The organism is Pseudomonas sp. TH10, from assembly GCF_016651255.1.
In the GTDB taxonomy this organism is placed as follows: Bacteria; Pseudomonadota; Gammaproteobacteria; order Pseudomonadales; family Pseudomonadaceae; genus Aquipseudomonas.
In genome coordinates, this window is sequence record NZ_JAEKEG010000028.1 from 1 (window position 1) to 20,423 (window position 20,423).

Here is a 20,423-nt window from a genome sequence, read left to right on the forward strand (position 1 = left end):
TCATCACCTGCAGGCGTCGGGTGAGCAGCAACATCACGAACAGCACCAGCGCGGCGAGGCCGAAGCGATAGACGATCGACACCGGGATAGCGACCACGCCCAACTGCCATTTCAAGGCAATCCAGGTGGTGCCCCAGATCAGCACGGTCAGCAAATACAACGAAAGGTTCATGATCAAAACTCCTGAATAGGAGCTCAGTGTCCTGCGTCGGGTTTCGGCGCACTTGCACAATCTTGCGCTTTTGTCGGCCGGCTGGCTGGCAGCGCGACGCCTACGGAGTAGGATGCAAGGCGTTGGAGAGAACCGATCATGACCGCAATCGATAGCCTGCAAGTCTTTCAAGCCCTTAACCGCTCGCAGAACGCTCGCCTTGTGCACAGCGCCGAGCTCGGTGACGGCTTGTCTGCAGCGCTGTGGACCAACCACCACGACGCCCAGGAATACGAAGCGCCCAGCCACCACACGCTGTCCTGCTACATCGCCGGCGGCACCGGCACGTTTCGTCGTGGTCAACCGGGCCTCAAGGGTGGGCCGGACAAATTGTGCATTCTGCCGGCCGATCACCAATCGGGTTGGGTGATCAATGGCGACATTCGTCTCGCGCACCTGTATTTCAGCGCAGAACAATTTGCCCTCGGTTGTGTCACGTTGCTTGATCGCGAACCCCGAGAAATGCAGTTGCGCGAGCAGACCTTTCTCGAAGACCCGCAGCAGGCTCAACGCTTTCGGCAGTTACTGACGCTGAACTGGGACGAACCCGCTGAACGTCTGCTGACCAGCAGCCTCGCCCACGAACTGATCAGCCACACATTGCTCAGCCAGGTTGGCGCGCGTCAGGGCTTGCGGCTGAAGGGCGGCCTCGCACCGCATCAGCGTCGGCAATTGGTCGAGTTCATCGACAGTCAGTTGGCCGAACCGATCAGCCTTGGGCAACTCGCCGGTTTGTGTGCGTTATCGGAATATCACTTTGCGCGAATGTTTCGCGTGAGCTTCGGTTTGCCGCCGCATCAGTACGTGCTGGCGCGACGCTTGAGTCGAGCGCGGGAGTTGTTGCGCAGCACGGCATTGCCGTTGGGGGAAATTGCGCTGGCCTGTGGGTTTGCCAGTGCGAGCCACTTTACCAATCGCTTCAAGCAGGTGTTGGGTGGGACGCCTGGCGAATATCGCCAAGCGTTTTTACGCTAGGCTTGGGGGTTGGCGCCTGTGCTGCCGCCTTCGTCAGAACTCCAACGTACTCGATAGCATCACCTGCCGCGAATCCCCCATCGACACAAAGAACCGGCTCGCCGCCGAGGTGTAATAAGTGCGATCAAACAGGTTCTTCACGTTGAGCTGAAACTTGAACTTCTGCCCCTCGACTTTGGTGTCATACGTGGCAAACGCATCGGCCACGGTGTAGCTCGGCAGATCAAAATCATTCACCGCGTTGCCCGCACGTTCGCCGACATAACGCGCCCCGGCGCCGATGCGCAATTGATCGCCACCGATCACACTGCCGAAGTCATACACCGCCGACAATGAGCCGCTGTTCTTCGCTACGTTCTGCAAACGCTTGCCTTTGTAATCCGGGTCTTCGGTGACTTCGGCATCGGTGTAGGCGTAGCTGCCGATCATGCTCCAGCGCTCACTCAGTTGACCGCTCAGATCCAGTTCAAGACCACGCGAACGCACTTCGCCTGCGGCGCTGTAGATCGTCGTCGGGCCTTCAGCGTTGGCCACCAGCACGTTGCGTTTCTTGATGTCGAACAGCGCGATGTTGCCGGTGATTCTCCCCGGCAGATCCAGCTTGGCGCCGACCTCCCATGACTTGGCCTCCTCGGGGGCGATGCTGCCATCGAGCACCGTGCTGCTGCCACTCAGCGGCGCGATCGTCGAATTGGGTTTGAACGATTCGGTGTAGCTGCCGTAGAACGACAAGGCGTCGGTGTAGCGATAGACCAGACCCGCACGAGGTACCCATTTCTGCCCGTTGCTGTCGGTGTTGGCCTTGAACGGCACGCCTTTGCCGGCGTACTGGTCGTACTCCTGAAAGCGCCCGCCCGCGACCAGAATCCACTGATCGGTGAGGTGAATCGAGTCCTGCATGAACACCGAATCGCTGCGCAGTTCATCGGTCTGCGCGCTGTCGGCGGCACTGACCGTGGTGCCTGCGACTTCACGGCCATAGACCGGATTGACGTAGCTGAAGGTGCTCAGGCTTTTCTGGCGGATCAGGTCGGCGCGGTAGATCTTGCGGTACTCGTCGTCAACGCCAAACACCAGATCATGCTGCATGCCCAGCACATTGACTTTGCCTTCGAGGCTGGCCGTGATGAAACGGTCGGTGCTGATCGCGTTTTGCGTGCCGTCCATGCTGCGGGTCAGCGTGCCTTTCTTGGTGTCGATAGCGGTTACGCGCACTTGACTGGCGTCGTAGGTTTCGCGGTTCCAGCTGTAGCCGAAGTGAGCTTTCCAGTCGTCATTCAGTTCATGGTCAGCTTCGAAGTGGTACAGATCCGAGCGGCCTTCCATGTTGTTGAACGGCTCGTCGAGGCGCTCGTTGCGCGAGATGTCCAGTGGGTGATTGGTGCGCGGATCGATCAGCGTGCCACGGTCGAACGGCGTGAGAAATTCACGGTGTTCGTAGCCGAACGTCAGCTGGGTGTTTTCGCCGAACCAGGCCAGCGAAGGGGCGATCAACGTTTCGCGGTGAGTGCCAAAATTGCGCCAGTAATCTTCATCTTCGTGATCCAGCACCATGCGATAGGCCAGCCCGGAATCGCCCAGTGCGCCAGTGCTGTCGAAGGTGCCGCCGCTGCCGTTCTTGCCGTCGCCATAGGTCGAACCGCGCAAGGTCAGGGCGTTGTACTGGGCCAGCTGAGGCTTTTTGCTGACCATGTTGACCACGCCGCCCGGGTCTTGGATCCCGTAGAGCAAGGAGGCCGGCCCCTTGAGCACTTCGACGCGATCGACCGTGGCGTTCATGCCACGGCCCTGCACGATCGGCATGCCGTCACGCATGATCGAGCCGTTGCGGTTGTCGCCGAAACCACGCGTCATCACCGAATCCTGGGTGCTGCCCAACGTATTCCCTTGAGTGATGCCGCTGACGTTGGCGAGTGCATCGTCGAGGTTGCGCGGCGCCTGATCGCGGATGACCTGCGCCGGGATGACGTTGACGGTCTGCGGCGTTTCCTGCAACGACGCCGAGGAGCGCATCACCGAACTGGTTTCCGGCGGCTGATAACTCATCGAATCATCGCGCATCGAGGTGATGGTGGTGGCGCCGAGGTTGAGCGCGCCCTCGGTCGGTTTTGGCTCCAGCGCCAGAGTGTGGCTGTCGGTACGACGGAAGCTCAGACCCGAGCCGCTGAGCAGCCGTTGCAGCGCTTGCTCGGCGCTCATCTGACCATTGACCGCAGGGGCAGTGAGACCGTAAGGCGCTTCATCGGTGTAGACCACGCTTTGCCCGGTGACCCGACTGAAGTCGTTCAGGGCTTGCGGCAACGGCTTGGCACCCAGTGCGAAATTGAACTGTTTCTGCGCCTGACTGCTGACGGTTTCAGCCGCGAGAGCGACGCTCATCGGCAACAGCGCCAACGCCGAAAAACTCAACGCCGACACGCCCAACCACTGTTTGACCGAACCCGATTTTGCCCTGGACTTCATTGCTCAATGACCTGTGTAGAACCGCAACGGATGCGAATGACTCGCAGTTTCAGTCACTACACGGATGGGACTCGGGTTTACCTCACCTTGATTTTTGAAATATTTGTAGAAGATCAAAAGATCGTCCGAAGGCTCGGGCCGCGTTCGGACGATCTTTTGATCTTGCTCTACCGCAAAATAATCAGATGCCCGAACACCTCGGTCTGCTCAAACCCCAACACCCCCTGCAATGAACTCAACACCGCCCGGGGATCCTTGCTCGGGAAACTGCCGCTGACCCGGCGTGCCGCCAGTTCATCGTTCAGCAACAGGATCCGCCCCGGGTAATAGCGTCCAAGGTCACTCACCACATCCGCCAGCGGCGCCTGTAGTAATTGAGCCAGCCCTGGCGCCAGGCCAGTTGCGCTTCACTGTCCACACTCTGGAGTTGCTCCGCAGAGCCGGCGCCGTAAGTCACCTGCTGGCCCGCGCCGACAATCTGCTGCGCAGCCTGCCTGTGCGCCGTGACACCGACGCGCCCCGACAGCACCGTCACCTGAGCGCCAACAGGTTGCAGGCGTACCTCGAACTGCGTGCCCAATACCCGCGCCTGACCTTGTTCGGCGTCGACGACAAAAGGCTCGCCGGTATGAACGACACTGAAAAAACCGGCGCCGCGACGCAAATGCACGTGCCGTTCACCGCCAGTGAAATCCACAGCGATGGCGCTGTCCGCATCGAGCGTCACCTGGGACTGATCAGCCAGCGTCACCGTGCGGATCTCCCCCGGAGCCGACACATAGTCCGCCCCCAGGTCATCCAGCCAGCGCATCGGCTGCCAACCGACGCTCATGCCGACCATCAACAACAGACAAGCCGCCACTGCCAATCCACCGGCCCAGCGCCGCACAGGGTACTGGCCGGAACGATTCATCGCATCGAGGTAACCCTGCAAGGCAAGCGCATCTTCGGCGGCCAGGGTGCGCGCCGGAGCTTCGCTCAATTCCCACACGACCTGGGCCTGGGCGTACGCCTCGGCATGCGCCGGATCTGCACGCAGCCATTGGCTGAAAATCAGTTGATCGCCAGCGCTCGGCCGATCATGCAACAGGCTCAGCCAGGCAAAAGCCGCCTGCTCCTGAGCGGGCGTCGGGCTGACGCGGTCGATGTGAGTCACGGTGCTTTCCCTGGCGTGCGTGGCGCGGGTTCGCGCAGGCTGGCCTTGCAGGCCTCGAGGGCGCGCATCATATGTTTTTCCACGGCACTTTGGGACAGGCCCATGGCTTTGGCGATTTCCGCGTATTTGCGACCGTGGATGCGATTGAGCAGAAAAATCTGCCGCGTGCGCTCGGGCAATGCGCGCAACGCCGCCTCGACGTGGCGCAGATCATTGCCGGCTTCCAGCGCCGCCTCGGGCTCGCTGCCATGGCTGTCCGGCTGGTCCGGCAACCACCCCTCGTTGCTGCGCACCCTTGCGCCTTCGCTGCGCAAATGGTCGATGGCAATGTTGCCGGCACAACGCAGCAGGTAGGTACTCAGTTCCTCGACCTGCACCAATGGCCGCCGCCAGAAACGCAGGAACAAGTCCTGCACCAGATCGGCGGCCGTCGCCCGACAGCCCACCCGCCGGCTGACCAATGCCTCCATTTGCGAGCGCTGGGACAGGAACACTTGCAGGAAATGCGCGCGTCCCTCGCCTTGTTGTTCGTCTTCACTGGATTCGGGCGGGACGCCGATCATCGAGTCATGACTGCGCGAGCACGGCAACAGGGCTGGCGAGCAGGCTCAGGCCTGCGAGCGCCAGCACCAGGCGCGGGCGATAGGGCAACAACAGCACCAGCAACAAGGCACTGAGCATCAGTACCGCAAACCATTCGACCAGGCCAAGGCCCCAACCGATCCGGCTCACCAGAGTCCATGGCGAAACAGCCAGCAGCGACCAACCGGCCAGCTTCAGGAGCTTGCGGCGACCCGCTGTGGGCCTGTGACCGAGCAGTTCGGCGTGATGCCGGTCCATCGACAGACACAACACGGTAAAACCGCTGTAGCAGAGCAACAGGGCCAGCAGCATTCAGTTCACCTCTCGCTCTAGGCTGACGGCCGGTGCACGTTGGCGGGTGGTGGTTGCAACCCGGCCGCTGCGGCGCATTTTCCATGCGGCCCAGGCCAGGAACAGGCCGCTACCCAGGCAAGCCAGGTCAAATCCGGCCATCGCCCAATCACCTTGGGTCAGGGCCGCTACCAGGTGATGCGAGGTGGTCAGCGCATTGAGCAATGGAATGCCGCAGAACAGCAGCGCAGCCAGGATCAGTTGCTCAACCCAGGCGCTGCGCCCAGGGCGGATCCCGGCATGAATCACACTCAGGCCCCACAGGATAAAGAAGCTGTTGATCTCCCAGTCCGCTCGGCCAGTCATGTGCACCGGCAGCAGGCGGTTGGCCCAGAAGAACGCCGCCACCGCGACCGTCAGCCCGGCCATGCTGGCAATGTTCAGGACTTCCACCAGCCGCAACTCGAACGGCATCACGCCACTCTTTGCATGCTTGAGTTGGCGCTTGCCCAGCCAGATCACCAGCCCGGTGCCTATCACCGCCGTGCTCGCCAGGCCGCAGATAAAGTACAGCCAACGCAACACCGGGCCGGCAAAACGGCCCATATGCAAGCCGTAGAAACTGCCGGCGACAGCCATCGCTGCCGGTTGCTCGGGCGTGGCACTGAGCAGTTGGCCGGTGACGCCATTGAAGGTCACGGCACTGCTCGCATCGTGCACTACCCGATCGGCACCGTCGCGCACCAGCACGACCGAGGCATTGGCATCTGCCGGATTATTCACCGTCAAGCGCGCCACACGCCCCCGGCCCACTGCTCCCGCGCCCGCTCCAGCAGCGGCGCCATCGGCGCCAACTGACCCGGGGTACCGGCGAGTTCCGGCGTGCTGGAGGCAGGGAAGACCTCATCGTAGAACGCCCGCACATCGCCTTTGTAGGAAGCGAGGATGCTCGCCGGCATGACCATCGCCATGAAAATCACCAGGCTGCTGTAGGTGATCATCAAGTGAAACGGCAACACCAGCACGCCCACGGCGTTATGCCCGTCGAGCCAGGAACGCTGGCCTTTGCGCGGTCGGAAGGTGAAGAAGTCCTTGAAGATTTTCTTGTGGGTGATGATCCCGGTGATCAGTGCGACAAACATCACCATGGCCGCGATGGTCGACAGCCAGCGTCCCCACGGATAAGGCATCTGCAACTGGAAATGAAAGCGGTAAAAGAACTCGCCGCCACGGGTCTCCCGCTCCTGCACTTCAGTACCGGTTTGGGGGTCGAGGCTTTTTTCACTGAACTGGCCACGCTCACCGCGCTTGGCGGGCGACTGTTGCCAGCGCACCGTCAGTGCCGGTTGACGAGCGCTCGGCAGGTCGATCAGCCAGCGCGAAGCTCCCGGTGCGTGCTCCTGCAGATAGTGCTGGGCAAGATCGAGGCTGTGTTCCGAGGAGACCGACCGCGCCGCAATTTCCGGCTGCATCCAGTGACTGATTTCATCCTTGAAGTAGGCCAGGGTGCCGGTCAGGAAAATCGCGAACAACAGCCAGCCGAAGATCAGTCCCGTCCAGGTGTGCAACCAGGCCATCGCCTGACGAAAACCCTCTTTCATGCCTGCCCCATCCAGTAAGCCACACCGGAAACTGCCGCCAGCACCAGGGCTGGAACAATCAAGCCGTACCAGGCCTGCCACGCACTGCGGCAGGCAAAGCACCACAGCACGGCGCACAGGTACACCAGAAACGAGATCATCATCCCGGTCACCACCGCTTCGGCGCGCGGCATCGGCAGCCAAAGGGTCACGCTGACACTGGCCAATGCGGCGACCACATAGCCACCCACCACGGCGGCAAGCACCCGCGAGGTGACCGCCAGTCGATAAGAAACGGGGAGCGCTCTGGTTTTGACTTTCATGTTTCGGCCTTGAAACAGTGGAGCTGCGCGATCATCACGCGGCTAAGCAGGCGCCAATAATAATGATAAATATTCTCATACGCAAAAGAGTTCGATGAGACTTGAGTCAGACCGCCGCCCGCAGCAAGCTCGCTCTCAAAGGGTTCGCGCCCCACCCAAATAAAAACGGGCCTGCATATGCAGGCCCGTTTGTCGTTGGCTGGAAAAGATCACATCAGGCGTCAGCCGTTTTGCGCAGCCTGTTCGTTCTCGAGAAACTCGTCTTCGAGCAGTGCATCAGCCTGAACCCTTTCGAACGGCACGATCGCGGCGCGTGGTTTACCTCGCAGTTTGCCGAAAAGGTGCTCCAGGGCGTGCTCGAGTTTTTCGGCGGCGCCGTCGATCGCCTGTTCCAGCGAATCGGCTTTGTGGGTCACGGAAATCGGTTGATGGCCTTTTGGCCGCGCTTCCAGTTGGCAGCGCATGTCATGGGGACCAGGTTTGTCACCGTTCTCGTCGCTCAGGTGGACTTCGACACGGGTCAGGTCTTCTTCATAACGTTCGAGCGTGCTCTCAATGGTTGTACGTACCCACTCCTCCAGTCGTTGACTACTTTGAATATGGTTATCGCTGTTGACTTGGATTTGCATAGTTCATCCCTTATTTCAGCTAGCTCGCGAGGGGCCTTGAATTGAATTTCCTGACCCCTTGGTTACAACAATCGGCCCGACTGCCAAACATTTCAACCCCTGAAAAAAGAAAAATATTCATTCGCAAAAAAAGCCGGACAACCAAGCAAAGCGCTGGTAAGGTCGGGAGTTGGGTCGCCTCGCAACCCTGCAAAATTTGCTCACAATTGCCCGTCATTCAACGGGTGCAAACTGCGAAAAATCCCCGCCTCTTCGACCAGCCAATCATGCACCGCACGCACGCCCGGATGGCTCAACGCCCCAGGTGCATAGAGCAATACGTAACGTTTGTGGTTAGGCACTGACAGCCCGAACGGCACGATCAACGTCCCTCGTTCCAGCTCATCATTGAGCAGCGTGCGCCGGGCAATCGCCACGCCCATACCGGCAATCGCCGCTTCGATGGTCAGATGATTCCGATTGAAGGTATGCCCGCGCCGTACGTCGGCCCCTTCAAAACCGATCGCATTCAGATAAAACTCCCACTCCGCATATTCGTAACTGCCGCGCCAGGCAGTGATGTCGTGCAGTAACGGGAAATGCAGCAGGTCCGCCGGGCCATGCAGCGGCGGACGTCCGCGCAACAGACTCGGCGCACACACCGGGAAAATCTGCTCGTCGAGCAAGGCTGTGGATAACAACCCTGGATAACTGCCGTCGTTCAGATCAATCGCCAGATCAAAGTCGCCCTCATGCAACGGCACGCTGCTGTCCTCGGCGACCAGCCGCAACTGGATGTCCGGATAGCGCTGTTGCAAGCGTGGCAGACGCGGCGTCAGCCATTTGCTGAGGAACGACGGAATCGATCGCAGACGCAAAATCCCGCTGATCATCCCGGCGTCGAGTCGGCGCAGCTCCGCATCAATGCTGCCGTACGCCTCGTTGACGGTAATGGCCAGGCGTTGCCCTTCCGCACTCAGCTCCACGCCGCGAGCGCGCCGGTGGAACAAGCGAAACCCGAGACGCTCTTCCAACTGACGAATTTGCTGGCTGACCGCCCCCGGTGTGATGTGCAGTTCTTCTGCGCAACGGGTAAATGACAGGTGCCGCGCGGCACAGGAAAACACCTGCAGCCAGACGTAGGTCTGGGCATGCAATTGACGACTCATCGTTTAGTCCTGCTAAAGGCTTACTTAGGAAGTTTCGTTAGTCACGTCGGACCGAGGTAGGCAGTATCGCCGACATTGCGCTTGTCCTACAAAAAATGGCGGCGATTTTTCTTCCATTGCTTGTAAGGCTTTAGCATGGCTATCAGTGTTTTCGATCTATTCAAAGTCGGCATCGGTCCGTCCAGCTCCCACACCGTCGGCCCGATGCGCGCCGCTGCAACCTTCGCCCAAGCGCTGATCGACCAGCATTTGCTCAACGATGTGCGCCGTGTCGAAATCCGTCTGTACGGTTCGCTGTCGGCCACCGGCGTCGGCCACGCGACCGACCGCGCGTGCGTGATGGGGCTGATGGGCGAGTGGCCAGACAGCATCGACCCGACCTGCATCGAAGACCGGATCAACACACTGTTGAAAACCCGCGAGCTGAAGCTGGCCGGGAAAACCACCATAGCGTTCGACTGGCAAACCGACCTGCTGCTGCTCGACGAGAGCCTGCCTTACCACCCCAACGCGATGTCCCTGACCGCCTTCGGCGAAACCGGCGAACTGGCCGAGCAGACGTATTACTCGATAGGCGGCGGTTTCATCATCGAGGCGGCCGAGGCCGAGTCGGGCATCGCACCGTCCAGCGACGTCGTATTGCCTTACGATTTCTCCAGCGCCGCCGAATTGCTCAAGCTGTGTAACCAGAACGGCCTGCGGGTTTCCGAGCTGATGATGGCCAACGAACTGGCCTGGCGCAGCGAAACCGAGATTCGCCAGGGCCTGCTGCATATCTGGTCGGTGATGCGCGAATGCGTCGAGCAGGGCCTGCGTCACGAGGGCATCCTGCCGGGCGGCCTGAACGTGCCACGTCGGGCGGCGAAATTGCACCGTGCCCTGCTGGAAATCGGCAAGCCCAATGTCATCACCTCCACGCTGTCGGCGATGGAGTGGGTCAACCTGTTCGCCCTCGCGGTCAACGAAGAGAACGCTGCCGGCGGGCGCATGGTCACCGCGCCGACCAACGGCGCGGCGGGGATCATTCCGGCCGTTCTGCACTACTACATGAAATTCAACCCGGAGGCGTCTGACGATGACGTCGTCGCGTTCTTTTTGGGCGCGGCCGCCGTCGGCATTCTGTGTAAAAAAAATGCCTCGATTTCCGGCGCCGAAGTTGGCTGTCAGGGCGAAGTCGGTTCGGCCTGCGCCATGGCCGCTGCCGGTCTCGCCGACGTGCTCGGCGCCACGCCAGAGCAACTGGAAAACGCCGCCGAAATCGGCCTTGAGCACAACCTTGGCCTGACCTGCGACCCCGTCGGTGGCCTCGTGCAAGTGCCGTGCATCGAGCGCAATGCGATCGCTGCGGTGAAGGCGATCAACGCCACGCAAATGGCCCTGCGCGGCGACGGCAACCACTTCATTTCCCTCGACCGGGTGATCCGCACCATGCGCGATACCGGCGCCGACATGCATGACAAATACAAAGAGACTTCACGGGGCGGCCTGGCTGTGAACTGGGTGGAGTGCTGAGGCGCATTCCCTGAACGCCCCGGCAGGCCGCACCCGACGGCCTGCCAACCGTGAGCCCGAGCAAGAATAATAACGAGGCGATAACGATGACCGATGTACGTACACCTGCTGCCGAAAATCCCGCTGTAGACCTGACAGGCAAATCCGCAACGGCCCACAAGGGCTGGAGCAAATCCGACACCACCTGGATGCTTGGCCTGTACGGTACCGCCATCGGTGCCGGTACTTTGTTCCTGCCGATCAACGCCGGTGTCGGCGGTTTCTGGCCGCTGCTGATTCTCGCGGTGCTGGCGTTCCCGATGACCTTCTTCGCCCACCGTGGCCTGACCCGTTTCGTCCTGTCCGGGCGCTCCGGGGACATCACCGAAGTGGTCGAAGAACACTTCGGCATCGGTGCCGGCAAGCTGATCACGCTGCTGTATTTCTTCGCGATCTTCCCGATCCTGCTGGTTTACAGCGTGGCGCTGACCAACACCCTGAGCAGCTTCCTCGAACACCAACTGCACATCGCCCCGCCGCCACGGGCGATCCTCTCGCTGGCGTTGATTCTCGGCCTGATGACCATCGTCCGTTGCGGCCAGAACGTGATCGTCAAAGCCATGAGCGTGCTGGTTTATCCGTTCGTCGCGGCGTTGCTGCTACTCGCGCTCAGCCTGATACCGAACTGGAACGGCGCGTTCTTCGCCAGTGCGCAAGAAGCAATGCCGATGTCGGTGTTCTTCAAGACCCTGTGGCTGGCAATCCCGGTAATGGTGTTCTCGTTCAACCATTCGCCGATCATCTCGGCTTTCGCGGTGGATCAGAAACAGCGCTACGGCGAACAGGCCGAAGCCAAGAGCAGCGGCATTCTCGCCATTGCTAACGGCAATGATGGTCGTGACAGTGATGTTCTTTTGCTTCAGCTGCGTGCTGGCGCTGTCCCCGGCTGACCTGGCGGCGGCGAAGGCACAGAACATCTCGATCCTGTCTTACCTGGCCAATCACTTCCAGACACCAGTGATCGCTTACGCGGCGCCGCTGATTGCGCTGGTGGCGATCACCAAATCCTTCCTCGGCCACTACATCGGCGCCAGCGAAGGCTTTCAGGGCATGATCGTGAAAAGCCTGCGCGGCCGTGGCAAGGTAATGTCGGCGAGCTGGCTGAACCGCGCGACCGCGCTATTCATGATCCTCAGTTGCTGGGCTGTGGCCACGTTCAACCCGAGCATTCTCGGCATGATCGAAACCCTCGGCGGGCCGGTGATTGCCTGCCTGCTGTTCCTGATGCCGATGTACGCCATCCGCCGCGTGCCGGCCTTGCGCCAGTATTCGGGTCAGGCTTCCAACGTGTTTGTGGTGCTGATCGGTCTGATTGCACTGTCAGCGATCATCTATTCATTCCTGCCCTGAAACGGGCGGAAATCGCCAGGCGCTGCAGGTGTGCGCTAGCTCCGGGCGGCGATCAAGGATGATCGTCAACGCGGGGGAAAGCTTGCAGCCCGCGCCGTTCTCGGGTTTTTCGCGAGCAAGCTCGGTCCTGCAGGGTTGTGCTTTTGTTCGACAATCTTTCCGGCATGCCGCTTGCTACGTTCCCCGGAGAGATCGCGAGCGGCCAGCCGATGGTCTGGTATGGCGAACCAACCCGATCACGGCCGGTCAACAACTGCACGTTCAATCAGGCGGTGACGCATCATGGACAATCCTTTTCAGATCATTACCGATGCCTTCGCGCCGGACTATCAGATCAACCTGAGCATTCAGGGCCTGGACGGCAGCATCATGCTGACCCTGTCCAACAGTGGCCGCATCGTGGCCAAACGGATGATCAGCGCCGAACAGCGCAACGACCCCAAACGCCTCAAGCGTCTGGTGCAAAGCATTCAATTCGGCATCGCCATCGAACAGGGTCACAGCGCCATGGCGATCCTCGAAGCGATGACCAGCGGCGACGGACTCACCCCGCCACCGCCACAATCGCTCGACCAGCCTCGGCAAGTCGCCGGGCTTTAGAGTTCGCCCTTCTCGACCTCGGGATGTTCACCAGAACCCGCACCCAACTTGCGCTGCGGTTTCTCGATCTTCACCGAGGGAAATTGTGACGAAGCGTAACGCACCACCAGAATCGAGAACGCCAGCAGCAGAATCCCGCCGCACAGGTAGATGATGCCCATGTCCGGCGGGTTGTGGTGCGAAACGTTGGAGATCAGCAGGCGCGTCAGCGCAGTGATCGCCACGTAGATCAGGAAGCGCACCGGCATGTGGTTGGTCTTGAAATAAATCCCGACCATCGCCCCGAGTTCCAGATAGATGAACAGCAACAGAATGTCATCGATCTTGATGTGGCCTTCCTCGAGCATCCCGAGAAACTCCATCACCGCCGCCCACGCCGTCACCGCACCGATGGCGAACAACGCCAGGTAGTGGAAGGTTTCGACGAACAGGTTGCCCAGGGACTCGGCCAGTTGATGCACGTTTTGCCGCAGTTTCTCGGCCCAGTTTATTTTCACGATGATGTTCCTTAGCCCGATTCGAGCGGATGATGCGTGTTGGACGTGACGGTTGTTTGGCATGCAGAAAAAAGGCCAGGGGTTGGAAGGTGAGATGGCGGCCGGGTGATGGGAGGCACTTTGGGGTCACCAACAACCCGCCACTCCCCAGTCAAAATCCGGTCTACATTGAAAAGCCACTACCCATGGCGCAGGGATTCGCTTATCCTTTTCGCTGTATATGGATACAGTAGTCGTCAAGACAACTTAATGTGAAGGCATGTGAGGTGGTGAATGGCCGTCGAAGTGGTATACCGCAGCAGCCGAGATCTGGAGCGCTTGTTCATGGATAAAGCCGAAGCTGACCGTCATGACAAAATGCTCGAGCTGGCCGAATATCTGGCCGATGTGTTGCAAAAAGCCGTTCCGTCGCTGACTGAACAGCAAGTGGAAGAAGCCGGGATCTACATGGCGAAGAATCGCGATGTGTTTGCCCGTGCGTTCAAGAGCCAGCCTGACGCCCTGTCGGAACTGCTCAACGCACCGGCCGAAGTGGTTGCCCCCGCTGAAGTAGCGCAAGAACCTGAAGCGGTTGAACCCGCTGCCCCCGCCAAACCTGCAAAGGCGGCAAAAGCACCAAAGTAATCAGCGCCCGAATTGAACAGGCCCTGAGTCCAGCGACTCAGGGCCTTTTTCATGCCTGGGCATCAGCGATACAACACCCGCTCCGCCAGCTCATCTGCCACCCGCGCAGGGGAACGCTTTTCCGCCTGGGCATGGGCGAACACCTCGGTGAGACGGGAGCTGATTTTCGACAGGTGCGCGGTAATGGTGGTCAGCTCTTCACCACGGTGCTTGAGCGAGACATAGATCAACCCGCCGGCATTGATCACATAATCGGGGGCGTACAAAATCCCCCGCCGCTCAAGCAAGTCGGCGACTTCGACATGGGTCAACTGATTGTTCGCCGAGCCCGCCACCGCCGAGCAGCGCAGTTGTGTGACGGTGTGACTGTTGAGTACACCGCCCAGGCCGCAGGGAGCGAGAATGTCGCAAGGCGTACTGAGCAATGCATCATTGGCAATCGGATGCGCATTGAGTTGCTCCATCGCCAGTTGCACCTTGCCATGATCGATATCACTGACCAACAGCTCGGCGCCCGCCGCGTGCAGTTGCTCGGCCAGTGCAAAACCGACATTGCCCAAGCCCTGAATCGCGATCCGCAAGCCTTCGAGGTTATCGCTGCCCAAGCGAGCCATGGCGGTCGCGCGAATCCCGGTGAACACGCCCATTGCCGCGTGTGGCGCCGGGTCGCCCGCCGAGGTGGTGCTGGTGACATGCTGGGTCTGTTGGGCGATGCAATCCATGTCGGCTACCGAAGTGCCGCTGTCGATAGCGGTGATGTAGCGCCCGTCGAGTTGGTCGACGCAACGGCCGAAGGCTTCGAACAGCGCACCCCGGTTCTCGACATGTATCGGGCGCACGATCACCGCAACGCCACCGCCCTGAGGCAGGCCCGCCAGAGCGGCTTTGTAGCTCATGCCCTGAGCGAGGCGAATGGCATCCTCAACGGCGGATTCATCGTTGGGATAGGCAAGATAACGGCACCCGCCCAGAGCTGGCCCGAGGCGACTGTCATGAATGGCAATGACCGCCTTCAACCCGGAAACCGGGTCGACGCTCAGATGCAGCGATTCAAGGCGATTGCTTTGCATGAGAGCGAACATCGTAAGGCTCCCGAAAATCACTTCTTGTAGTCGCCAGTATAGGCTCGCGCCTGAATTTTGCTGAAGCACGCCGGAATAAGCAGCGCTCGGGTTAAGGGATTCGGACATAACCTTTCGGGGCACTGGACGAATGAGGGAGACGGGGCTAAAACGAGGCATGTCCCGGGAGATTTTGATGACGCCCCGCCAATGCTTCTTTGAGTGCCTGCAACGATCACCGCCCGCGCTGTTCGAGGCGGCGCTGTGGATCTGTGTCGAGCATGACCAGGAGCTGAACGTCGAATCCCTACTGGCTGGGTTCAGGGATCTGCAGCAGCGGGTTAGCCATGGTTTGCCCATGTTGCCGGTAAGCGAGTTGGCGCAACCTGTTGCTGCGCCGCATGAATGACCTGGGGTTTGCCCAGGACGACTTCACGCCGCTGCGTCCGCAGGCGGCATTGCTGGACAAGGTGCTGACACGCCGACGCGGACAACCCCTGGCGCTGGGCTTGATCGCGCTTGAGCTGGCCCGGCGCCTGGAAATACCGATGGTCGGGGTCAATTTCCCGGGGCATTTTCTACTCCGGGTTCCGGGCGCCGACCACCTGCTTGATCCTTGCGGCGGGCGGCGTCTGTACCCGAATGATTGCCGGGAGTTGCTGCATCGCCAATACGGTCCGAACATGAAGCTGAGCGCCGAGCATCTGGTCACCGCCGAACCGCAGCAGATGCTGCAACGTCTGTCCCGCAACCTGCGCCAACTGCATCTGGCTCACGATGATTATATCGGTGCCCTGATCGATGCCGAGCGGGTACTGGAACTGGGCAACGCCAGCGCCGCCGACTACCTGGCCCGGGCGAGCCTGTATCAAAGACTGGACTGTCCCAATGCCGAACGCTTCGACCTGGAGCATGCATTGATGCTCAGCGAAGATCCGATCCAGCGGATTCGCCTGACCGAACGGCTGGGGCACTTGCCGCCAAACACCATCGTCCACTGACACCCAATCCTGTGGGAGTAAAGCTTGCTCGCGAGGGCGTTGTGTCAGTAGACATTGATGTTGAATGACACACCGCCATCGCGAGCAAGCTGTGCTCCCACAGGTTGCCGGATGTTTATATTGGCGTGTGCAGTCAAGGAGTGTCTGGCTGATTGGCCGGGTGTGACTTGATGAATGCCGGGTGAGCCGCTGCCAGCGCCGCCACTCGACGAATCCGCGGCCAGGCCTGCGGGGAGATGTTGAAGCGCTCAGCCGCATACAGCTGCGGTATCAGATAAACATCCGCCACCCCAGGTTGCGATCCGAAACAGTACCCCTGATCACCGATCAACTGCTCCACCGCCGCCAGCCCTTGGCTGATCCAGTGGTTGATCCACTCCACCACCTGCGGTTCGTCGTGCCCCAACTGGCGCAGTCGATTGAGCACGCTGACGTTGTGCAGCGGATGCACATCGCAACCGATCACTGCCGCCACGCCACGCACCTGTGCGCGAGCCGCATGGTCTTCGGGTAACAGCGGCACCTGTGGATAACGTTCCTCCAGGTACTCGATGATGGCCGGCGATTGAATCAGCAACTCACCGTCATCGGTACGCAGCGCCGGCACGCGGCCCTGTGGATTGATCGCCAGATACGCCGCTTGCCGATGCTCGCCACCCGGCGGCGCGATCAGGTTGATCGGCAGCGCCTGATAATCGAGGCCCTTGAGTGCCAGCGCGATGCGCACCCGGTACGACGAGGTCGAGCGGTAATACGTGTAGAGATCCATGATCCGCTCCTGTCAGCGCGCCGCCAGCACTTTGCCGCGGCATTCACCGAAGCCGATGGAGGCAAAACCGTCGCGGGCGCAACGGGCGCGCAGGATGATTTCGTCGCCGTCTTCAAGGAACTTGCGCACTTCGCCAGAAGCCAGTTCGATCGGCTTTTTACCGCCCTCGGTGATTTCCAGCAGGCTGCCGAACTGACCGTTTTCAGGGCCGGACAACGTGCCCGAACCGAACAGGTCACCGGGCTGCAATTGGCAACCGTTGACGCTGTGGTGCGCGACCATTTGCGCGACGGTCCAGTACATGTAGCGGGTGTTGCTCAAGGTCAGGCGATGGGCCGGCAGATTCAGTTCGCGCATACGCTCGGTGAGCAGTAACACCTCCAGTTCGATGTCGAACGCACCGCCGTCCTGATCGCGTTTATCGAACAGATACGGCAATGGTTGCGGATCACCTTCAGGACGCGCCGGTTGCGCGGTGCGGAACGGCTCAAGCGCTTCGGCAGTCACCACCCACGGCGAGACGCTGGTGATGAAGCTCTTGGACAGGAACGGACCCAGTGGCTGATATTCCCAGGCCTGGATGTCGCGCGCCGACCAATCGTTGAGCAGACAAAAACCGGCAATGTGCTCAGCGGCGTCAGCGATGGCAATCGAGTCGCCCATCTCGTTGCCCTGGCCGATCCAGATGCCCAGTTCCAGTTCATAGTCCAGACGCGCGCAGGGGCCGAAGGTCGGCTCAGTCTGCCCGGCCGGCAAGGTCTGACCTTTCGGCCGACGCACGTCGGTACCGGAGGCGCGCACAGTGGAAGCGCGACCGTGATAACCGATCGGCACATGCTTGTAGTTCGGCAGCAGCGGGTTATCCGGGCGGAACAATTTGCCGACGTTCTGCGCATGCTCGATGCCGACGTAGAAGTCGGTGTAATCGCTGATTTTCGCCGGCAGGTGCATCACGCAGTTTGCCGCCAGCGGCAGCAACCTGGCGCCCTGGGCTTCGATTTTGCCGTGCAGGGTGCTGCCTTCTGCCAGCAACTGCAGCAGCCGCTCACGCAACGCCTTGCGCGCTGGCGTACCGGCCTGGAAAAAGTATTCAGTTGCCCGCCGCAGGTGGCCTCGGCCGCCGCTTTGGCATCGCCTTCGAACAGGCCGGCATCCAGCGCCGCTTCCAGATCGAAGATGTGATCGCCGATGGCCACGCCACTGCGCGGTGCCCCGCCGTCGATGCTGAACACGCCCAGTGGCAAGTTCTGCAACGGAAAATCGACATGGCCGTTGGCCGAAGCAACCCAGCTGCGAGTAGTGGAAGTCTGAGTCATGGGTTATCTCCGGGTCGGGTCGAAAGTGGCGGGCAGCGTGGCCCAGCAAGTGTCGTAGTTTTTCTGTAATTGCGGGCACTCCAGGGCGAACCGGCTCGGGCGCAGGACCTGGCAGGTTTCGAACATGAAGGCCATGGTGTTATCGATTTTCGCCGGCGCCAGTTCAGCGTTGATTGCCCGGGTGCAGGTTTCGCCGTCGGGCCCATGGGCGCTCATACAGCTGTGCAGGGACGCACCGCCCGGCACGAAACCTTCGGCCTTGGCGTCGTACTCGCCCTGGATCAAGCCCATGAACTCGTTCATCAGGTTGCGGTGGAACCACGGCGGACGGAAGGTGTTTTCGGCGACCATCCAGCGTGGCGGGAAGATCACGAAGTCGAGGTTGGCCAGACCGTGCACGCTGGTCGGCGAGGTCAGCACGGTGAAGATCGACGGATCCGGGTGATCAAAACTGACCGTGCCAATGGTGTTGAAACGACGCAGATCGTATTTGTACGGGACGTTATTGCCGTGCCACGCGACCACGTTGAGCGGCGAGTGGTTGAGCTCGGTAGCCCACAACTGGCCAAGGAATTTCTGTACCAGAGTGGTCGGTTGTTGCAGGTTTTCGTAAGCGGCGACCGGGCTCAGGAAGTCGCGCGGATTGGCCAGGCCGTTGCTGCCGATCGGCCCCAGATCCGGCAGGCGCAGTGGCGCGCCATGGTTCTCGGCGATATAGCCGCGCGCCTGTGGGTCGAGCAGTTCAACGCGAAATTTCAGCCCGCGTGGCAGCACGGCGATTTCCAGCGGCGCGACTTCCAACACACCCAATTCGGTGGCGATACGCAGACGTCCGAGTTGTGGCACCAGCAGCATTTCGCCGTCGGCGTTGAAGAACACGCGTTCCATCGAGCGGTTGGCGGCGTAGTTATAGATGCTGATGCCTGCCGGCTTCTCGGCGCCAGAATTGGCCGCCATGCTCACCAGGCCGTCGATAAAGTCGGTCGGTTCGGCGGGCATGTCCAACGGGTTCCAGCGCAGGCGATTGGGCGTCACTTCACCCAGCGGGCCACCGGCTAGTTGTCGCTCGAGTTTGACGAATGCCGGGTGATTGGCCGACGGCTGAATGCGGTACATCCAGGTGCGCCGCGCTTCACTGCGGGTCATGGTGAACGCGGTGCCGGAAAACAATTCGGTGTAAAGACCGTAGGGGGCCTTTTGCGGTGAGTTCTGGCCGACGGGCAGCGCACCGGGCAACGCTTCAGTGCTGAATTCGTTGCCGAAACCGGACTGATACGCCAGCGCCTGAGCGGTTGAATCGAGGTTCATGGAGCCTCCTGAACAGGGAGTCGGCAGTGGCCCATCGCTCTGGCTCAGAGGTTTCGGCACGCCGGGGTTGTTATTATCGTAATTCGATTACGCATAACGTAATTTGCTCGCTATCCAGCGTCAAGCTATAAAGACGCCCATTCGTTTTGGAACACGGCCGCACCATGGAAAAAACCAGCGACAGTAACGGCAAACAGAAAGTCCGCTCCGCCGAAGTCGGCACCGACATCCTCAAGGCCCTGGCCGAGTTGTCACCGTCGACTTCGCTGTCGCGCCTGGCCGAACATGTGCAGATGCCAGCCAGTAAAGTGCATCGCTACTTGCAGGCGCTGATCGCCTCGGGATTCGCCGAGCAGAACGCCGCAACCAACCATTACGGTCTCGGCCGTGAAGCCCTGCGCGTAGGCCTGGCCGCACTCAACAGTATGGACGTGCTGAAAATTGCCGCCCTGCCGTTGGCCGAACTGCGCGACGAACTCAACGAAACCTGTTTCCTCGCGGTGTGGGGCAATCAAGGCGCGACCGTGGTGCACATTGAGCCCGCGGTGCGTGCGGTGACGGTGGTGACGCAATTGGGCTCGGTGTTGCCACTGCTCAGCTCGTCCACCGGCCTGGTATTTGGTGCCTTCTTGCCCAAGCGCGAAACCGTGGATCTGCGCGAGATGGAACTACAGGCAGGCAAACCCCACCCGCTGGCGGACGACCAGGCCTACGCGACGCTGTGTGAACGCATCCGCGACCGCGGCCTGCATCACGTGCACGGGTTATTGATGCCCGGCGTGGATGCATTGTCGGCGCCGGTGTTCAACGCCGTGGGCCAGGTGGTGGCGGTAATGACCATTGTCGGCCCGGCGTCGTTGTTCCACGCCGATGAAGACGGCCCCGCAGCGCAGCGATTGCTGGCCGCTACCCGCGCCGTCAGCTGGCGCATGGGCTTTGAGCCCGCCCCTGCCCAGTGACCTCAGGATGAGGCAACAGACTGACTGCT

14 protein-coding genes and 7 pseudogenes are annotated in these 20,423 nt (G+C 60.7%); 7 read left to right on the forward strand and 14 right to left on the reverse strand.

Translation table 11 applies throughout. From position 1 onward, the window contains the following. Positions 1-172, reverse strand: a pseudogene (locus tag JFT80_RS03520) (EamA family transporter); the annotation flags it as partial. A 138-nt stretch (positions 173-310) separates the two neighbouring features. Here JFT80_RS03520 and JFT80_RS03525 point away from each other — a divergent pair. Beyond that, positions 311-1,186: a helix-turn-helix domain-containing protein gene (locus JFT80_RS03525; protein WP_201146934.1), complete on the forward strand. Its 876-nt coding sequence runs from the start codon at positions 311-313 to the stop codon at positions 1,184-1,186. A gap of 33 nt (positions 1,187-1,219) precedes the next feature. Here the strand turns inward: JFT80_RS03525 and JFT80_RS03530 are convergent, their stop codons facing one another. The 8 genes and pseudogenes from JFT80_RS03530 to JFT80_RS03565 all read right to left on the reverse strand — a co-directional run bounded on the left by JFT80_RS03530 (position 1,220) and on the right by JFT80_RS03565 (position 9,358). After that, a complete protein-coding gene (locus tag JFT80_RS03530; protein ID WP_201146935.1) occupies positions 1,220-3,649 on the reverse strand; it encodes a TonB-dependent receptor in 2,430 nt (809 codons plus the stop codon). 167 nt (positions 3,650-3,816) lie between these two features. Continuing rightward, positions 3,817-4,805: pseudogene (locus tag JFT80_RS03535) on the reverse strand (FecR domain-containing protein). Then, the gene (locus JFT80_RS03540) at positions 4,802-5,368 is read right to left on the reverse strand and encodes an RNA polymerase sigma factor (protein ID WP_201146936.1); all 567 of its coding nucleotides are present in this window, start codon (positions 5,366-5,368) and stop codon (positions 4,802-4,804) included. Before JFT80_RS03540 ends, JFT80_RS03535 begins: the two are co-directional and overlap by 4 nt. Before the next feature lie 4 nt (positions 5,369-5,372). Next, complete coding sequence (locus JFT80_RS03545; protein ID WP_201146937.1) at positions 5,373-5,699, reverse strand: DUF3325 domain-containing protein; 327 nt, start codon at positions 5,697-5,699, stop codon at positions 5,373-5,375. Next, positions 5,700-7,279: pseudogene (locus JFT80_RS03550) on the reverse strand (PepSY-associated TM helix domain-containing protein). After that, complete coding sequence (locus tag JFT80_RS03555; RefSeq protein ID WP_122837558.1) at positions 7,276-7,581, reverse strand: DUF3649 domain-containing protein; 306 nt, start codon at positions 7,579-7,581, stop codon at positions 7,276-7,278. The pseudogene JFT80_RS03550 and the gene JFT80_RS03555 overlap by 4 nt, the downstream one beginning before the upstream one ends. 221 nt (positions 7,582-7,802) lie before the next feature. After that, complete coding sequence (locus tag JFT80_RS03560; protein WP_201146938.1) at positions 7,803-8,210, reverse strand: HPF/RaiA family ribosome-associated protein; 408 nt, start codon at positions 8,208-8,210, stop codon at positions 7,803-7,805. Between the two features lie 200 nt (positions 8,211-8,410). Next, positions 8,411-9,358 (reverse strand): LysR substrate-binding domain-containing protein, encoded by a 948-nt coding sequence (locus JFT80_RS03565; protein WP_201146939.1) that lies wholly within the window; start codon positions 9,356-9,358, stop codon positions 8,411-8,413. 135 nt (positions 9,359-9,493) lie between these two features. On the opposite strand from JFT80_RS03565, the gene JFT80_RS03570 reads away from it, so the two are divergent. The 3 genes and pseudogenes from JFT80_RS03570 to JFT80_RS03580 all read left to right on the forward strand — a co-directional run bounded on the left by JFT80_RS03570 (position 9,494) and on the right by JFT80_RS03580 (position 12,859). After that, the gene (locus JFT80_RS03570) at positions 9,494-10,870 is read left to right on the forward strand and encodes an L-serine ammonia-lyase (RefSeq protein ID WP_201146940.1); all 1,377 of its coding nucleotides are present in this window, start codon (positions 9,494-9,496) and stop codon (positions 10,868-10,870) included. An 86-nt stretch (positions 10,871-10,956) separates the two neighbouring features. Next, positions 10,957-12,259 (forward strand): annotated as a pseudogene (locus JFT80_RS03575) (serine/threonine transporter). 282 nt (positions 12,260-12,541) lie between these two features. Beyond that, entirely contained in the window at positions 12,542-12,859 is a 318-nt protein-coding gene (locus JFT80_RS03580; RefSeq protein WP_201146941.1) for a DUF3509 domain-containing protein, read from the forward strand. On the opposite strand, the gene JFT80_RS03585 is transcribed toward JFT80_RS03580, so the two are convergent. Next, positions 12,856-13,356, reverse strand: coding sequence for a phosphate-starvation-inducible protein PsiE (locus JFT80_RS03585; RefSeq protein ID WP_095188769.1), 501 nt, complete (start codon positions 13,354-13,356; stop codon positions 12,856-12,858). The genes JFT80_RS03580 and JFT80_RS03585 overlap by 4 nt on opposite strands. 273 nt (positions 13,357-13,629) lie before the next feature. Between JFT80_RS03585 and JFT80_RS03590 the strand changes: the two are divergent. Beyond that, positions 13,630-13,884, forward strand: a pseudogene (locus JFT80_RS03590) (YebG family protein); the annotation flags it as partial. Positions 13,885-14,042: 158 nt separating this feature from the next. Here the strand turns inward: JFT80_RS03590 and JFT80_RS03595 are convergent. After that, complete coding sequence (locus tag JFT80_RS03595; protein WP_201146943.1) at positions 14,043-15,062, reverse strand: Glu/Leu/Phe/Val dehydrogenase; 1,020 nt, start codon at positions 15,060-15,062, stop codon at positions 14,043-14,045. Between the two features lie 175 nt (positions 15,063-15,237). Between JFT80_RS03595 and JFT80_RS03600 the strand changes: the two are divergent. Beyond that, positions 15,238-16,042, forward strand: a pseudogene (locus JFT80_RS03600) (SirB1 family protein). 133 nt (positions 16,043-16,175) lie between these two features. Here JFT80_RS03600 and maiA read toward each other — a convergent pair. The 3 genes and pseudogenes from maiA to hmgA all read right to left on the reverse strand — a co-directional run bounded on the left by maiA (position 16,176) and on the right by hmgA (position 19,435). Next, positions 16,176-16,811, reverse strand: a complete 636-nt coding sequence (gene maiA, locus JFT80_RS03605; protein ID WP_201146944.1) for a maleylacetoacetate isomerase — start codon at positions 16,809-16,811, stop codon at positions 16,176-16,178. A gap of 12 nt (positions 16,812-16,823) precedes the next feature. Beyond that, positions 16,824-18,127, reverse strand: a pseudogene (gene fahA, locus JFT80_RS03610) (fumarylacetoacetase). A gap of 3 nt (positions 18,128-18,130) precedes the next feature. After that, positions 18,131-19,435 carry a homogentisate 1,2-dioxygenase gene (hmgA, locus tag JFT80_RS03615; RefSeq protein WP_201146945.1) on the reverse strand — a complete coding sequence of 435 codons (1,305 nt, stop codon included), beginning with the start codon at positions 19,433-19,435 and terminating at the stop codon, positions 18,131-18,133. A gap of 164 nt (positions 19,436-19,599) precedes the next feature. On the opposite strand from hmgA, the gene JFT80_RS03620 reads away from it, so the two are divergent. Next, entirely contained in the window at positions 19,600-20,394 is a 795-nt protein-coding gene (locus tag JFT80_RS03620; protein WP_201146946.1) for an IclR family transcriptional regulator, read from the forward strand. Positions 20,395-20,423: the final 29 nt, after the last annotated feature.

What these genes read in the sequence shown, in the direction of transcription:
- JFT80_RS03525 (WP_201146934.1), top strand. Translation starts at nt 311, where the DNA reads ATGACCGCAATCGATAGCCTGCAAGTCTTTCAAGCCCTTAACCGCTCG.
- JFT80_RS03530 (WP_201146935.1), bottom strand. Translation starts at nt 3,649, where the DNA reads ATGAAGTCCAGGGCAAAATCGGGTTCGGTCAAACAGTGGTTGGGCGTG.
- JFT80_RS03540 (WP_201146936.1), bottom strand. Translation starts at nt 5,368, where the DNA reads ATGATCGGCGTCCCGCCCGAATCCAGTGAAGACGAACAACAAGGCGAG.
- JFT80_RS03545 (WP_201146937.1), bottom strand. Translation starts at nt 5,699, where the DNA reads ATGCTGCTGGCCCTGTTGCTCTGCTACAGCGGTTTTACCGTGTTGTGT.
- JFT80_RS03555 (WP_122837558.1), bottom strand. Translation starts at nt 7,581, where the DNA reads ATGAAAGTCAAAACCAGAGCGCTCCCCGTTTCTTATCGACTGGCGGTC.
- JFT80_RS03560 (WP_201146938.1), bottom strand. Translation starts at nt 8,210, where the DNA reads ATGCAAATCCAAGTCAACAGCGATAACCATATTCAAAGTAGTCAACGA.
- JFT80_RS03565 (WP_201146939.1), bottom strand. Translation starts at nt 9,358, where the DNA reads ATGAGTCGTCAATTGCATGCCCAGACCTACGTCTGGCTGCAGGTGTTT.
- JFT80_RS03570 (WP_201146940.1), top strand. Translation starts at nt 9,494, where the DNA reads ATGGCTATCAGTGTTTTCGATCTATTCAAAGTCGGCATCGGTCCGTCC.
- JFT80_RS03580 (WP_201146941.1), top strand. Translation starts at nt 12,542, where the DNA reads ATGGACAATCCTTTTCAGATCATTACCGATGCCTTCGCGCCGGACTAT.
- JFT80_RS03595 (WP_201146943.1), bottom strand. Translation starts at nt 15,062, where the DNA reads ATGTTCGCTCTCATGCAAAGCAATCGCCTTGAATCGCTGCATCTGAGC.
- maiA (WP_201146944.1), bottom strand. Translation starts at nt 16,811, where the DNA reads ATGGATCTCTACACGTATTACCGCTCGACCTCGTCGTACCGGGTGCGC.
- hmgA (WP_201146945.1), bottom strand. Translation starts at nt 19,435, where the DNA reads ATGAACCTCGATTCAACCGCTCAGGCGCTGGCGTATCAGTCCGGTTTC.
- JFT80_RS03620 (WP_201146946.1), top strand. Translation starts at nt 19,600, where the DNA reads ATGGAAAAAACCAGCGACAGTAACGGCAAACAGAAAGTCCGCTCCGCC.